Origin of the sequence: Rhodovarius lipocyclicus (assembly GCF_009900765.1) — a bacterium.
Lineage (GTDB): Bacteria > Pseudomonadota > Alphaproteobacteria > Acetobacterales > Acetobacteraceae > Rhodovarius > Rhodovarius lipocyclicus.
In genome coordinates, this window is sequence record NZ_JAAABL010000024.1 from 17329 (window position 1) to 31885 (window position 14557).

Sequence of the window (14557 nt, forward strand, 5' to 3'; positions counted from 1 at the left end):
CCCTCCGGTGTCCCCGCGGGACGTTTTGGGGAGGCCTCAGAGGGTCTCCCAGGCCGGCTTCCGCCGCTCCCGGAACGCGGCGATCCCCTCCACCGCATCCCCCACCGCGCAGCGCGCGAAGGCCTGCGCCCCCGCCTCCGCATAGCCTGCCGGCGAGACCGCCCCGAGGGCCGCCAGCAGCGTCTTGGTCTCCGCCATCGCCTGGGGCGAGCCCTTCAGCAGATCCTTGACGATGGCCTCCAGCCCCGCATCCAGCGCGGCCTCATCGGCGAACACCTCATGCACCAGGCCGATTTTCGCGGCGGCGGCGGCGTCCAGCACCTGGGCCTGCAGCACCAGGCGCCGGGCCTGGCTGGGGCCGGTGCGCCGCGTGATCCAGGGCAGGATCTGCGCCGCCACCAGCCCGCGCAGCGTCTCCGGCGCGCAGAACCGGGCGGAGGCATCGGCGATGGCGATATCGGCCGCGCAATTCAAACCCAGCCCACCCGCGAAGGCACTGCCCCGCACGCGCGCCACCACCACCTGCGGCAGGGAGGCGATGCGCAGCAGCCGCGCGCCCATGGCGGCGTTGCGCTGCAACTGCGCCTCCAGTCGCTGTTCGGCGGAAAGCTGGTCCTCCGCGACCTCCACCAGATCGAGCCCCGCGCAGAAATGCCCGGCCGCGCCGCGCAGCACCACCACCCGGAAGGCCGGGCTGGCCTCCAGCTCCGCCAGCGCCTTGTCGAGTTCGGCGACCAGCGCCAGCGACAGCGCGTTGCGCCGGTGCGGGCGGTTCAGGGTGATGTGCATCACCGGGCCGGCGCGGGTGATCAGGATGGGCTGTTCCATGATGTTTCCTCGGTTGCTTGCTTCCGGCGATGCGCTGGCCCGCGCCCCCGGTCAACCCAGCAGGGCGGTGAGCGGCGGGGAAAGCCCCACGGTGGGCGTGGGCTGGCCATAGGGGGCCGCCACCGCATCGAAGGCCGCGATCAGCGAGCAGTCCAGGCTGTCCAGCACCGGCACCCCGCTGGCGGCGGCCACGCGCGGGGCGAGCCCCGCCAGCCCCGCCCCGCCCAGCACCACGGCCCCCGCGCCATCGGCGGCGGCATCCCGCGCGGCCTGGGCCAGCAGGGCGATCGCGCCCTGCGGGTCGGCCGCGATCATGCCGCCGGTTGGGGCCACCGCCAGCACCGAGACGCGATCGGGGCCATGGCCGCGCACCAGGCAGAATTCCTGCAGCATCGGCACCCAGGCGGCACCGCCGGTGATCAGCGCCACCCGCCCGGCCTGGCGGAATGCGATCCTCAGTGAGGCATCGGCCATCGCCACCACCGGCACCGGGCTGATCTCCCGCGCGGCCTCCAGCCCCGGGTCGCCGAAGCAGGCGATGACGACGGCGCCGGTGTCGGGCGTCAGGTGTTCCGCCAGCGCGTCCAGCACCGCATGCCCCGCGATGGCCGAGGCCGCGCGGGAGGCGATGTAGCGCGCCCCGAAGCGCGCCGTGGCCCCCACCAGAGTCGCCGACAGGCCGAGGCGCGGCAGCGCGGCCCGCGCATGGCGCAGCACCAGGTCGGTGATGGCGGCATCCGTGTTCCCGTTGATGACCAGTAGCTTCATGGGCGGGCAGTCCTGCATCCGTGCTGGGCATGCGCAGTCTGCCCCGGGGGATCGGTGCCGCCAACGGCGTTGCTGCCCGCCCCCCCGGCGCGCGAAATTGGGGCGTTCCGGCCGGGCCCTGCCCACGGCCTCGCCCGCCGGGACCGATAACGGGAGTGCCACATGTTATTCTACCTGCTCCGCCGGGTTCTCTATGCCATCCCCATCGCGCTGGCGGTGGGCTTCGTCTGCTTCATGCTGGTGCAGATCGCCCCGGGTGACCCGATCAACGCCATCGTGCCGCCCGACGCGCCGGCCGATGTGGTGGAGCAGGTGCGCCGCGACTACGGGCTGGACAAGCCGCTGGCCATCCAGTTCGTGCTGTGGCTGGGCAAGGTGGTGCAGGGCGACCTGGGCCGGTCGCTGGCCACCGGCCGGCCGGTCTGGGCGGATCTGCGCTCGGCCATCGGCAACACGCTGATGCTGGCGGCCTTCGCCTCGGGCCTCGGCTTCCTGATGGGCGTGGTGCTGGGCGGGCTGGCGGGCACCTTCCGCGGTTCCATCATCGACCGCGCGGCGGTCACCACCGCTGTCGCCGGCGTGTCCGTGCCGCATTACTGGCTGGGCATGGTGCTGGTCGTGATCTTTTCCGTGCAGCTGAACGTGCTGCCGGCCATGGGGGCGGGGCCCGGCGGCAGCGACGACTGGGCCTGGAACTGGGAGCACATGAAGCACCTGGTGCTGCCCGCCATCACGCTCGCCGTGATCCCGATGGGCATCGTGACACGCACGGTGCGCGGCATCGTGGCCGAGATCATGAACCAGGAATTCGTCACCGCCCTGCGCGGCAAGGGGCTGGGCGGCTGGGGCGTGTTCATCCATGTGGTGAAGAACGCGGCGCCGAACGTGCTGGCCGTGATGGGCCTGCAGCTGGGCTATCTGATGGGCGGCTCCATCCTGGTGGAGACGGTGTTCTCCTGGCCCGGCACCGGGCTGCTGCTGAACAGCGCCATCTTCCAGCGCGACCTGCCGGTGCTGCAGGGCACGATCCTGGTGCTGGCGATGTTCTTCGTCATGCTCAACCTGTTCGTCGACCTGATCCAGACCGGGCTCGACCCGCGCATCAAGAGGGGCTGAGGCCATGAGCACCGCAACCACCGCCGCGGCCGCCGAGCTCGCCGTCCAGGCCCGCCAGGCCGCCTCCGCCTCCGATGGGTACTGGAAGGGCGTGCTGCGCCGCGTCAGCCGCGACCCGGTAACCATCGCCTGCACCCTGGTGCTGCTGCTGATGTTCCTGGCCATCGTCTTCGCGCCGCTGGTCGCCCCGCATGACCCGTACCAGGGCAGCATGATCCGCCGCCTGCGCGCGATCGGCACGCCCAACTACCCGCTGGGCACGGATGAGCTGGGGCGCGATATCCTGACGCGGCTGCTGTATGGCGGCCGCCTGTCCTGGTTCATGGGCATCGTGCCGGTGGCGCTGGCCTTCGCGGTCGGCACGCTGCTGGGGGTGACCGCCGGCTTCATGGGCGGGCGCGTGAACATGCTGATCATGCGCGTGACGGACGTGTTCTACGCCTTCCCCTCCGTGCTGCTGGCCGTGGCGATCTCCGGCGCGCTGGGGGCGGGCATCATGAACGCCATCCTGGCACTGACGCTGGTCTTCGTGCCGCCCATCATCCGCGTGGCCGAAAGCGTGACCCAGGGCGTGCGCAACCTGGATTTCGTGGATGCGGCCCGGGCCTCCGGCGCCTCGGGCTTCACCATCGTGCGGGTGCATGTGCTGGGCAATGTGCTGGGGCCGATCTTCATCTATGCCACCAGCCAGGTCTCGGTCTGCATGATCCTGGCCTCGGGCCTGTCCTTCCTCGGCCTGGGCACCCGCCCGCCGGAGCCCGAATGGGGCCTGATGCTGAACACGCTGCGCACCGCGATCTATGTGCAACCTTGGGTCGCGGTTCTGCCCGGCGTCTGCATCTTTATCACCTCCATCTGCTTTAATCTGGTCAGTGACGGGCTGCGGCAGGCGATGGACGTCAAGGGGTAATGAATTCCCGCTTGGGCGGACTCGCGCAATCGGGCATAATGATGGCGCACCCAAGAAGATGAGCCGGGTCCCCCACTACCTCGAGCCCGGCTTGAGTAACGCCGGAGGGCACTACGCCCTCCGGCGTTTGCTTTTGTGGGCCGCGCGACTCACGCCTGAGTGATGCAACCTGTGCGTGCATGTGTTAACCAATCCCGATGCGCCCCTGGCTTCCATCGCTGCTCTGCCTGCTGCTGCCGCTCGCGGCCTGTTCCGGCGGTTCCGCCGATGCGATGACGGAGCGCACGGGCCTGTCCGCCCTGTTGCCCGACAACCCCCTGAATGGCCTGTTCACACGCAGCCCCCTGGCCAGCCCATGGCCGGAGGACGAGGCCGAGGGCCCCGCCCTGCGGCTGACGCTGGGCCGGCGCAGCGCGGGGGCGCGGATGGTCCATCAGCAGGGCGCGCGGCAGATGTGGCGCACCCGCAGCGGGGTGGTGGTGGCGCTGGACGGCGCGCGGGTAGTCGCGACCTCCGGCCTGCCGACCCTGCTGGCCGCCACCCGCTTCGACGGGCCGGACCCGCTGGCCGAGCCGCTGCGCCTGCGCGGCCACCCCGCCGAGGCGCGGCGCGTGCTGGACCTGATGAGCGCGAGCCGGGAGCCCGCGGGCATGCGCTTCGGCGTGGCGCTGCAATGCCGGCTGAGCGCCGCCACCCAACTGGCCGAACCCTCGGCGGAGGAGGGCGTGGAGGAAGGCTGGCTGGCCATCACCGAGCGCTGCCGCGCGGAGGGCCTGCGCCCCATCACCAACCGTTTCTGGGCGGACCCGCGCACGGGCGAGATGCTGTACAGCGAGCAATGGGTGGGCCCGGGCCTGGCCTATCTGCGCATGCGCCACCTGGCGGCCAGCCCGCCGCCGGCCCCCGCCGAGGATACTGCCGAACCGCCCGAGGCCGAGCCGCAGGCCCTGCCCCCGGTGCCGGGCCCGGAGCCGGAGGCTATCCCAGGCTGAGGCGCTGCTCGATCAGCCTGCCCTGGAAGCGCTCGATCCCACGCTGCCAGCCCCAGCCGATCGCCACCGGGCTTTCCACCCCCACCAGCACCAGCCGCGCGCGGTCCCGTGGCAGGGCGGCTTCCAGCGCCGCGCGGGCGGGGGCGCCCTGTTCCAGCAGGGCGGGGCTGAAGCGCAGCTTCAGCAGGTCCAGCCCGAACAGGCCGGGGGGCAGCAGGGGCAGATCCGTGTGGTCCAGGTCGTCCAGCGCGGTGCGATAGCCGCGCAGGGCCGCGAAGCGCAGCGCCAGGCCGAAGGCCTCGGGGTCCGCCACGATGTCGCGCAGGGCGAAGGCGATGGTCAGCGCCCCGCGATGCGGGCCCAGCATCGCGTCCAGCCGCAGGAATTCCTCATCCATCAGGTTTTCCGGCAGCAGGGTCAGGCCGCGCGGGGTGAAGCCCATCATTTCCTCGGGCCGGGCCCATTGCGCCAGGGTGCGGCGGGCCATGCGGGCGCGCAGGCGCCGGCGCAGCCAGGGCACGCCCTCCAGCCGCATGCCGGGCAGCAGGGCCTCCAGCAACGCCGATTCGCTCAGGCGCTGCTCCTTCCATTCCTCACGCGGGGCGGGGCCGCCATCCCGCAGCAGGCACACCGCCTGCCACCGCTGGTGCACGCTGAGGTCGGCGGGCGCCAGCGCGGCCTCGGCGGCCAGCACGTCCTCGGCGCGCGGCGGCTGGTCGGGTGCGGGGCGGGCGGGGCGCTGCATCCAGGTGCGGCCCTCGGGTGCGGGGGCCACGGATTGGGACAGGCCCAGCGCCCCCTCCAGCGCCGAGAGCAACGCCGCCGCCTGGGCCGGCAGGCGCAGTTCCTGGCAGCAGGCGGTGGTGGCCGGGTCGTCGCCCAGCAGTTTCTCCATGGTGGCGCGCACGGTTTCCAGATGTTCCGCCGGCGGCGGAGAGACCGCCATCAGGTCCCCGTTCGGCAGGTCGTACAGCCGGGCGCGGGTGGGGCGCAGCAGCGGCAGCAGGGCTTCGCGCAATTGCCGCTGATGGTGGGCGCGGTTGAAGCCGGCGGGCAGGGCGGACAGGCGCAGGTGCAGCAGCCGGCGCTCGACGCCGCTGGCCACGCTTTCCCGCGCCAGGGCGGCCAGGGCCAGCGCATCCTTCTGCGCGCCGGCGGGGTTGGGCAGCACGGCGTTCATGCGCCCATCCCGTGGCACAGGGCGAAGCCATGGTGTTGCGACAGGGCCAGGGCCTCACGCGAGGGAGGGCCGCACAGCACCAGCCGTTCCGGCGCGGGGCCGGGGGCCTGGGCCAGCGCGCCCTCATAGGGGGCGAGCACCAGCCCATCCCCGCCCGGCAGCCGGCCCGGTTCCATCAGCCCCGCCAGCTCCGCGCCCATGCCCCACCAGGCCAGGCCCCAGCCGGCCCGGGCGGCGGCGGCGGCCCAGGCGGCGCCTTCGGGCAGGGCCGCGAGCGGCAGCACCAGCGCATGGCCCTCACCGGGCGGCGGCCGGGGCAGGTCGGGCGGGGTGGGCAGCCAGGGCATGTCCAGCAGCAGGGGCAGGCTGGCCTTGCGCCCGGTGGGCCATTGCTGGCCGCGCGCCAGCCGCAGCAATCGTGCGGCCAGCAGGGATTCGGCATGGCCGGTCCAGTTGCGGGCCATGCCGGGCAGCAGCGCGCCCGGCGCGGTGCCCCAGCGCTGGGCCAGCAACACCGGCTGATGGCCCCGCATATGCCAGACGGTGCTCAGGGGCAGGGCAGTGGCGGCGGGCAGGGCCTCGGCCCGTTCCTCCAGCCCGGCCAGGCTGGGGGGCGGGGCGGGGCGATGGGGCTCGGAGCCACCTTCCTGCGCCACCGCCGTGTCCAGCACGGGCAGGTCGCGGGGGAATTCCAGCAGCTGGGGGGCCAGGCCCATGCGGTCCAGGTTGCGGGCGGCGCGGGCGGCCGCGGCCGGGCTGGTGCCCAGCAGCCAGAAGCCGCCACCGCGCGGGCGCCACACCAGCCCATCCCCGGCATTGGCCGCTTCCTCCAGCAGGGCGGCGGCCAGCGCGGGCTGCCGCCCGCCCACCAGCACGCCGGCGCAATCCCCGACCTCGCAGCGGCGCAGGGCCTCGGCCAGCGCGGCGGAGCGGGGAGGGGAGGGGGGCGGCGGTGTTTCGGCGGAGGTGGCGTTGATCTGCATGGTGAACCCGGTGCGTGGGCCCAGCATGGGCCGGAATGGTTAAGCGAAGCTTCCCCATCCGCCCCCACGCACTCACAATGCCTTGCAATAGCCATCAAGCGATCGCCATGATCGATCCTCGTTATTGTCCCGGTAGCGCTTTACCCGCCATAAGGCATTGATGGTGTCAGCCCGTCCTCTTCTCACGAACCGAACGCCCGAAATCCTGGCCGCCGCCGTCCGGCAGCTCAAACGCGGCACGGTGCTGGTGGTGGGCGACGCGATGCTCGACCGCTACGTCTATGGCCGCGTTACCCGCGTCTCGCCCGAGGCCCCCGTGCCCGTGCTGGCGGTGGAGCGCGAGCTGGCGCTGCCGGGCGGCGCCGCCAATGTGGTGCGCAACCTGACCGCGCTGGGGGCGGCCGTCGCCTTCGTTTCCGTCGTGGGCGACGACCAGCCGGGCAGCGACCTGACCGGGCTGATCGGCGGCCAGCCGCGGGTGGAACCCTGGCTGCTGGTGCAGGGCGGCCGCGCCACCACCACGAAAACCCGTTTCGTCGCCGCCGGCCAGCACATGATGCGCGCCGACCACGAACACCCCACCGCCATCCATCCCCGCCTGGCGGAGCGCCTGGTGCGCATCGCCTCCGACGCCATCGCCGCCACCAGCGCGGTCATCCTGTCCGACTACCAGAAGGGCGTGCTGGCGGGCGATGTCGCCCCGCGCATCATCGCCGCCGCCCGCGCCGCCGGCCGCAAGGTGGTGGTGGAACCCCGCGGGCAGGACATGTCGCGCTTCAAGGGCGCCGACCTGCTGGTGCCGGACCGCGAGACGCTGGCCGCCGCCTGGGGCGCGCCGGTCGTGACGCGGGAGGATCTGATCGCCGCCGCCGAGCATCTGCGCCAGGAGCACGGCTTCGGCGCCGTGCTGGTGCCCCGCTGCCCGGAAGGGCTGACGCTGGTGCATGGCGACGGCCAGGTGCTGTCCCTGCGGGCCGAGGCCTCGGAACAGAACGACAATGCCGGCGCGGGCGACGCCGTGGTGGCGCTGCTGGGCGCGGCCCTGGCCGCGGGCCTGCCGCTGGTGGTGGCGGCCCAGCTGGCGGCCGTGGCGATCGGGGTGGTGGCGCGCAAGGCCGGCATCTCCGTCGTGCGGGAGGATGAGTTGCTGGAGGCCCTGACCCCCGGCGTGCTGGCCCGGCGCAAGCTGGCCTCCATCCCCCTGGCGTCGGAGATGGTGGAGCGCTGGCGGCATCGCGGCTGGCGCATCGGCCTGCTGCATCTGAGCAACGGCGCGGCCGAGGCCTGGTCGCTGCCGCTGATGGAACAGGCGCGCGGCTGGTGCGACCGGCTGCTGGTGGCCGTGAGCGACGAGGCCGGCCTGTCCCTGGCCGATTGGCCGGCGGTGGACCTCGTGACCAGCTGCAACGGCCAGTCCAATGAGGAATTGCTGCGGCTGTTCCGCCCCGATGTGCTGGTGCACGGCCCGCATGCCGTGCCGCTGGGCATGGATGACGAGAACCTGCTGGCCGAATGGGGCGGAACGCTGAAGCGCACAGAATTGGCGCGCGCCGCCGAATAGGGGACGCCCGCTCCCCAAAGAAAAACCCCGGCGCCGCGAGGCACCGGGGTTTCTTTTTGCCCTGAGGGCGCCACCCGGCTGGGCGGCACCCCTGGGACAGAGCGCTTAGGCGCTCTGCTTCATGATTTCCTCGGCGACGTTGCGCGGCACCGGGTCGTAGTGGTGGAACTGCATGGAGAAGGACGCACGGCCCTTCGTCATGCCGCGCAGGTTGGAGATGTAGCCGAACATCTCCTTCAGCGGCACGTGGGCGCGCACGATGACCGAGGTGCCGGCCATGTCCTGGCTCTGGATCACGCCGCGGCGGCGGTTCAGGTCGCCCACGACGTCGCCCACATGGTCCTGCGGGGTGGTCACTTCCACGTCCATGATCGGCTCCAGGATCACCGGGCCGGCCTTCTTCATGCCTTCGCGGAAGCAGGCCTTGCCGGCGATTTCGAACGCCAGCGCGCTGGAGTCCACGTCATGGTACTTGCCGTCGACCAGGGTGAACTTGAAGTCCACCGTGGGGAAGCCGGCCAGCACGCCGGTGTCGGCCTGCACCTTGATGCCCTTGTCCACCGCCGGGATGTATTCCTTCGGGATCGCGCCGCCGACCACGGCGTTCACGAACTCGATGCCCTCGTTCCGTTCCTTCGGCTCGAAGGTGATCTTCACCTCGGCGTACTGGCCCGAACCGCCCGACTGCTTCTTGTGGGTGTAGGTCTCGGTGTGGGACTTCGTGATCGTCTCACGATAGGCCACCTGGGGCGCACCGATGTTCGCGTCCACGCCGTATTCGCGGCGCAGGCGGTCGATGATGATCTCCAGGTGCAGCTCGCCCATGCCGGACAGGATGGTCTGGCCGGTTTCCTGGTCGGTCTTCAGGCGCAGGGAAGGATCCTCGCCGGCCAGCTTCTGCAGGCCGAGCGTCATCTTCTCGACGCCTTCCTTGGTCTTCGGCTCGACCGAGATGTCGATCACGGGCACGGGGAAGGCCATGCGCTCCAGCACCACGGGGTCGGCGGCATCGGCCAGCGTGTCGCCGGTGCCGGTGTCCTTCAGCCCCACGAAGGCCGCGATGTCGCCCGCGAACACTTCCTTGATTTCCTCACGCTTGTCGGCGTGCATCTGGAACATGCGGCCCACGCGTTCCTTGTGGCCCTTGGTCGTGTTCAGCACCTGGTCGCCCGAGCGCAGCACGCCGCGATACACGCGCACGAAGGTGAGGTTGCCGTACTTGTCGTTGATGATCTTGAAGGCGAGGCCGGCGAAGGGCTCGGTCTCGTTCGCGGGGATCACGCGGCGCTCGGCGGTCTCGTCCTGGCCTTCCTCGGGGGCGACCTTGATGCCCTCGATGTCCACGGGGGAGGGCAGGTAGTCCACCACCGCGTCCAGCAGGGGCTGCACGCCCTTGTTCTTGAAGGAGGAGCCGCACAGCACCGGGCGGAACTCGCCGCTGATCGTGCCCTTCTTGATGGCGCGCTTCAGGATGTCCGTCGGAACGTCGCCGTCCTCCAGGTACTTCTCCATCGCCTCGTCATCGGCGGCCACCACGGCTTCCAGCAGCTTCTCGCGCCACTCGGCGGCCTTGTCCTTCAGGTCGGCCGGGATTTCGACGATGTCGAACTTCGCACCCAGCTCATCGCCCTGCCACACCACGGCGTTCATCTCGACCAGGTCGACGATGCCCTTCAGGCTGTCCTCGATGCCGATCGGCAGCTGCAGGGCGACCCAGTTGATGCCCAGCTTCTCGGTCAGCGTGTCGGCCGCGCGATAGAAATCGGCGCCGGTGCGGTCCAGCTTGTTGACGTAGATGATGCGCGGCACGTTGTAGCGGTCGGCCAGGCGCCAGTTCGTCTCGGACTGCGGCTGCACGCCGGCCACGCCCTCGATGATGAACACCGCGCCGTCCAGCACGCGCAGCGAGCGGTTCACCTCGATGTTGAAGTCGATGTGGCCCGGGGTGTCGATGACGTTGATGCGGTAGTCCTTCCACTCGGCCGTCACGGCCGCGGAAGTGATCGTGATGCCGCGCTCACGCTCCTGCGCCATGTAGTCGGTGGTGGTGTTGCCGTCGTGGACCTCACCGATCTTATGGGACTTGCCGGTGTAGTAGAGAATCCGCTCCGTCGTCGTGGTCTTGCCCGCGTCGATGTGTGCGGTGATGCCGATGTTGCGAATATGATCGAGCGGGGTGCGTGCCACGAGGGCCTCCATGACCAAAGAAACGGGCATGCGCGTTTCACCGCACGGCCCGTGGGCTGCTACCTGGGAATTGTAATTCGGGGCGGGGTTTGCACGTTGCGGGCTGATTTGTCCAGCCATCTTGCGGCATGGCGCCCCTTGCGCGACACATGGGGTGCATGCGCCTGTAGCTCAATGGTCAGAGCGGACCGCTCATAACGGTTTGGCTGCAGGTTCGAGTCCTGCCGGGCGCATTTCTTCGAGCGGCTGTAGGCCGCTCGAAGAAATGCTGGCTTTTTTTGCCCTCAGACGCCGGGCGCGGCCATCCGGCCGCTTGGCTTCGCCGGACTGCCGGCGGGCCGCGTTCGCGGCCTTGAGATATTTTATGCCCTCAGGCGCCGGGCGCGGCCGGTGGGGCAGGGGCTCAGGCTTCCGCCCGCGCCATCTCCAGCACCGCGTCGCCGATCGCCAGCGACGACGTCAGCCCCGGGCTCTCGATCCCGAACAGGTTGATCAGGCACCGGTGCCCATGCACCCGCGGCCCCTGGATCAGGAAATCCTGCTTGGCGACCTCCGGCGGCACGATCTTCGGGCGGATGCCCGAATAGCCCGGCGCCAGCGACCCATCCGGCAATTCCGGCCACCAGCGCCGGATCGAGGCATAGAACCCCTCGCCCCGCGCCGGGTCCACCTCATACTCCAGCCCGTCCACCCATTGCACATCCGGGCCGAACTTCGCCTGCCCGCCCAGGTCCAGCGTCAGGTGCGTGCCCAAGCCCCCGGCCACCGGCACCGGATAGATCAGCCGCGTGAACGGGTTCTTCGCCGACAGCGTGAAATAATTGCCCTTGGCGTAATAGGCGCGCGGCACCAGCGCGGGGTCCAGCCCCGCCAGCGCCCCGGCCAGCTTCGGCGCATGCAGCCCGGCGCTGTTGATGAACAGCTTCGCCCGCAGGCGCATCGGCTCCGGCCCGCCAATCTCCAGCTCCGCCCCCGCATCCGTCAGCCGCCCGCCGGTGACCGGGGAGAAGAACACGCTGACGGCCCCCGCATTCTCCGCGTCGCCCTGCAGGCTCAACATATACGCATGGCTGTCCAGGATGCCGGTGGAGGGGCTGAGCAAGGCCGCCGTGCAGCGCAGGGCGGGCTCCATCGCGCGCGCCTCCTCGCTGGTCAGGAAGGTCAGGTCGTCCACCCCATTATCGGCCGCCCTGGCCTGGATGGAGGCCAGCTGCCCCGCCTCCGCCTCATCGGTCGCCACGATCAGCTTGGTGCAGTTGGCGTGGGGAATGCCGCGCTCCCGGCAATAGGCGTAGAGCTTGCGCTTCCCCTCCACGCAGTAGCGCGCCATCAGGCTGCCCTTGGCGTAGTAGATGCCAGCGTGGATCACCTCGCTGTTGCGGGAACTGGTTTCCGTCCCGATGCCCTCATTCGCATCGAGAAGGATCACTTCGCGGCCTGACATTGCAAAGGCTCGCGCGATGGCAAGGCCGACCACGCCGGCCCCCGCCACCACCACATCGACGTCTTCCATGCCCGCACCATAGACGCGACAATGGCCGCCGCAACTGCCCTGGGGCCCGCATCATGACCTATATCGGCCAGTCCATCCGGCGGGTGGAGGACGCGCGCTTCCTGACCGGCCAGGGCCGCTATGTGGCCGACCTGCCGGCCCCGGGCGCCCTGCACATGGCGGTGCTGCGCAGCCCCCACGCCCATGCGCGGATCCTGTCCATCGACACCTCCGGCGCCGAGGCAGCACTGGTCCTGACGGCGGCCGACCTCGCCGGCACCCAGCCGCTGCCATGCCCGGCCAATATCGGCGTGCCGCTGGCGCTCGCCGAGCGCCCCATCCTGGCCGATGGCCTGGTGCACCATGTGGGCCAGGCCGTGGCCTTCGTCATCGCCGCGACGCCCGAGGCCGCGCGCGACGCCGCCGAGGCCATCCTGGTCGATTACGACCCGCTGCCCGCCGTGACGGACCCGCACGCGGCCCTCCACCCCGGCGCCCCGCAGCTGCACCCCCAGGTGCCCGGCAACGCCGCCTTCGACTGGCAGAAGGGCGACGCCCCGGCCACCGAGGCCGGGCTGGCCGCCGCCCATCACGTCACCCGCCTGTCCCTGCGCAACCAGCGCGTGACCTGCGCGCCGATCGAACCCCGCGCGGCGCTGGCCACGCCCGACGGCACGCTGCACGTGAACGGCCAGGCCGTGCACGGCATGCGCCGGCAGCTGGCCCAGGCGCTGGGCCTGCCCGAATCCGACCTGCGCCTGGTGGTGCCCGATGTCGGCGGCGGCTTCGGCGTGAAGAACGTGCCCTTCCCGGAGCACGCGGGCGTGCTGATCGCCGCGAAGCGCCTGGGCAAGCCGGTGCGCTGGGTCTCGGAACAGGCGGAGGATTTCGCGGCCTCCGCCCATGGCCGCGCCTTTCACAGCGACGCCGCCCTGGCGCTGGATGCCGAGGGCCGCTTCCTGGCCCTGCAAGTGGAGGCGGTGGCGGAACTCGGCGCCTTCGCCTCCCCCAACGGTCCGGCCTGCCCGACCAGCTCGGCCGGCACGGCCTTCGGCGGCGGCTATGTGATCCCGGCCATCCATGCCCGGGTGGTCGGCGCCTATGCCAACACCGCGCCCATCGAGGCCTATCGCGGCGCCGGCAAGCCCGAGGCCAACCACATCATCGAGATGCTGATCGAGGCCGCGGCGCGGGAGACGGGCATTCCCGCCGCCACTCTGCGCGCCCGCAACCTGGTGGCGCACCACCCCCACACCACCGCTATGAACATGACCATCGCCGATGGCCAGTTCCCGTCCAACCTTGCCGCCGCCGAGGCCGCCGCCGACCGCCAGGGCTTCGCCGCCCGCCGGGCCGAATCGGCCGCGCGCGGCAAGCTGCGCGGCCTGGGTGTCGCCTGTTTCATGGAAACCGCGCGCGGCGCCTTCGGCGAATGGGCGCGGCTGACGGTGGCGGGCGGCCGGGTGGAACTGGCGATCGGCACCCATTCCAACGGCCAGGGGCATGAAACCAGCATGCCCCAGATCGCGGCCGACCACCTCGCTTTGCCGCTGGAGGTGTTCGACTATGTCCAGGGCGACACCGCGCGCATCCTGAAGGGCGGCGGGCATGGCGGCGCCCGTTCCCTGCACCAGGGCGGCCGCGCCCTGGTCGAGGCCGCCGCCGCCCTGCTGGCGCTCGCCCGCCCTGAGGCCGCCCGCCTGCTGCAATCCCCGCCCGAGACCCTGGAATACGCCGAGGGCCGCTTCACCGCGCCCAACGGGGCCAGCGTGGCGCTGCTGGACATGACGCTCTCGGCCGAGGCCGAGCACGACAGCGGGTTGTGCACCTTCCCCCACGGCGCCCAGGTGGCGGAGGTGGAGATCGACCCCGACACCGGCGAGACCACCCTGTGCCGCTACATCGCCTGCGACGATTACGGCACGCTGGTGAACCCCATGCTGACTGAGGGCCAGTTGCAGGGCGGCCTGGCCCAGGGCATCGGCCAGGCGCTGCTGGAACGCATCGCCTATGACGCGGATGGTCAGCTGCTGTCGGCCACCTTCATGGACTACTGCCTGCCGCGCGCGGCGGACCTGCCGATGATCGAGGTGCGCTTCCAGCCCGGCAGCCCGGCCAGCGTGAACCCGCTGGGGGTGAAAGGCGTGGGGCAGGCCGGGTGCATCGCGGCACCCCAGGTGGTGATGGCCGCGGTGCTGGACGCGCTGGCGGCGCGGGGCGTGACCCGGCTGGATATGCCGGCGACGCCGGAAGCGGTGTGGAAGGCGCTGCATGGGTGACGGTCCGAGAGGGGCTTTGCCCCCCTCGGGCTCCCCCCACCAGGAGCCGAAAGGCCCCTGGACCCCAGGAGTTTGGTGCCGGTCCTGAGCAGGAGTTTCCGCTTAAATTTTATCATGAAAAAGGCGCCCCACCTGCGAAGGTCAGGCGCCAAACGGATGGGGTGCAGGGGCCTTTCGGCTCCTGCCGGGGGTCCCAAAAGGAGGATTGGGGGGCGGCGCCCCCTGGCCTGTTGCTTGTCCAGGGGGCAGGGCCCCCTGGAA

Annotated in this window: 11 protein-coding genes and 1 tRNA gene; 6 read left to right on the forward strand and 6 right to left on the reverse strand. The window is 71.3% G+C overall.

Annotation, left to right across the window (positions count from 1 at the left end):
- Window positions 1-36: 36 nt before the first annotated feature.
- Together GT007_RS14885 and GT007_RS14890 are read right to left on the reverse strand one after the other, a co-directional pair.
- Window positions 37-828: an enoyl-CoA hydratase/isomerase family protein gene (locus tag GT007_RS14885; protein ID WP_160122419.1), complete on the reverse strand. Its 792-nt coding sequence runs from the start codon at window positions 826-828 to the stop codon at window positions 37-39.
- Window positions 829-879: 51 nt separating this feature from the next.
- Window positions 880-1596 (reverse strand): aspartate/glutamate racemase family protein, encoded by a 717-nt coding sequence (locus GT007_RS14890; protein ID WP_160122420.1) that lies wholly within the window; start codon window positions 1594-1596, stop codon window positions 880-882.
- Between the two features lie 162 nt (window positions 1597-1758).
- Here GT007_RS14890 and GT007_RS14895 point away from each other — a divergent pair, with 162 nt between their 5' ends.
- The 3 genes from GT007_RS14895 to GT007_RS14905 all read left to right on the forward strand — a co-directional run bounded on the left by GT007_RS14895 (window position 1759) and on the right by GT007_RS14905 (window position 4614).
- Entirely contained in the window at window positions 1759-2712 is a 954-nt protein-coding gene (locus GT007_RS14895; RefSeq protein ID WP_160122421.1) for an ABC transporter permease, read from the forward strand.
- Between the two features lie 4 nt (window positions 2713-2716).
- On the forward strand, window positions 2717-3622 hold the full coding sequence (locus GT007_RS14900) for an ABC transporter permease (RefSeq protein ID WP_160122422.1): 906 nt from the start codon (window positions 2717-2719) through the stop codon (window positions 3620-3622).
- Between the two features lie 197 nt (window positions 3623-3819).
- Window positions 3820-4614 carry a YjbF family lipoprotein gene (locus tag GT007_RS14905; RefSeq protein WP_160122423.1) on the forward strand — a complete coding sequence of 265 codons (795 nt, stop codon included), beginning with the start codon at window positions 3820-3822 and terminating at the stop codon, window positions 4612-4614.
- Here the strand turns inward: GT007_RS14905 and GT007_RS14910 are convergent.
- A complete protein-coding gene (locus GT007_RS14910) occupies window positions 4601-5794 on the reverse strand; it encodes a hypothetical protein (protein ID WP_160122424.1) in 1194 nt (397 codons plus the stop codon). The genes GT007_RS14905 and GT007_RS14910 overlap by 14 nt on opposite strands.
- The gene (locus GT007_RS14915; RefSeq protein WP_160122425.1) at window positions 5791-6777 is read right to left on the reverse strand and encodes a hypothetical protein; all 987 of its coding nucleotides are present in this window, start codon (window positions 6775-6777) and stop codon (window positions 5791-5793) included. The genes GT007_RS14910 and GT007_RS14915 overlap by 4 nt, the downstream gene beginning before the upstream one ends.
- Before the next feature lie 160 nt (window positions 6778-6937).
- On the opposite strand from GT007_RS14915, the gene GT007_RS14920 reads away from it, so the two are divergent.
- Window positions 6938-8338 carry a bifunctional heptose 7-phosphate kinase/heptose 1-phosphate adenyltransferase gene (locus tag GT007_RS14920; RefSeq protein ID WP_160122426.1) on the forward strand — a complete coding sequence of 467 codons (1401 nt, stop codon included), beginning with the start codon at window positions 6938-6940 and terminating at the stop codon, window positions 8336-8338.
- A gap of 105 nt (window positions 8339-8443) precedes the next feature.
- Here the strand turns inward: GT007_RS14920 and fusA are convergent, their stop codons facing one another.
- Complete coding sequence (gene fusA / locus GT007_RS14925) at window positions 8444-10537, reverse strand: elongation factor G (protein WP_408015553.1); 2094 nt, start codon at window positions 10535-10537, stop codon at window positions 8444-8446.
- A 148-nt stretch (window positions 10538-10685) separates the two neighbouring features.
- On the opposite strand from fusA, the gene GT007_RS14930 reads away from it, so the two are divergent.
- Window positions 10686-10758: transfer RNA gene (locus GT007_RS14930), tRNA-Ile, on the forward strand.
- A 170-nt stretch (window positions 10759-10928) separates the two neighbouring features.
- Here GT007_RS14930 and GT007_RS14935 read toward each other — a convergent pair.
- Complete coding sequence (locus GT007_RS14935) at window positions 10929-12038, reverse strand: NAD(P)/FAD-dependent oxidoreductase (RefSeq protein ID WP_160122428.1); 1110 nt, start codon at window positions 12036-12038, stop codon at window positions 10929-10931.
- A 53-nt stretch (window positions 12039-12091) separates the two neighbouring features.
- Here GT007_RS14935 and GT007_RS14940 point away from each other — a divergent pair, with 53 nt between their 5' ends.
- The gene (locus GT007_RS14940) at window positions 12092-14296 is read left to right on the forward strand and encodes a xanthine dehydrogenase family protein molybdopterin-binding subunit (protein ID WP_160122429.1); all 2205 of its coding nucleotides are present in this window, start codon (window positions 12092-12094) and stop codon (window positions 14294-14296) included.
- Window positions 14297-14557 lie beyond the last annotated feature (261 nt).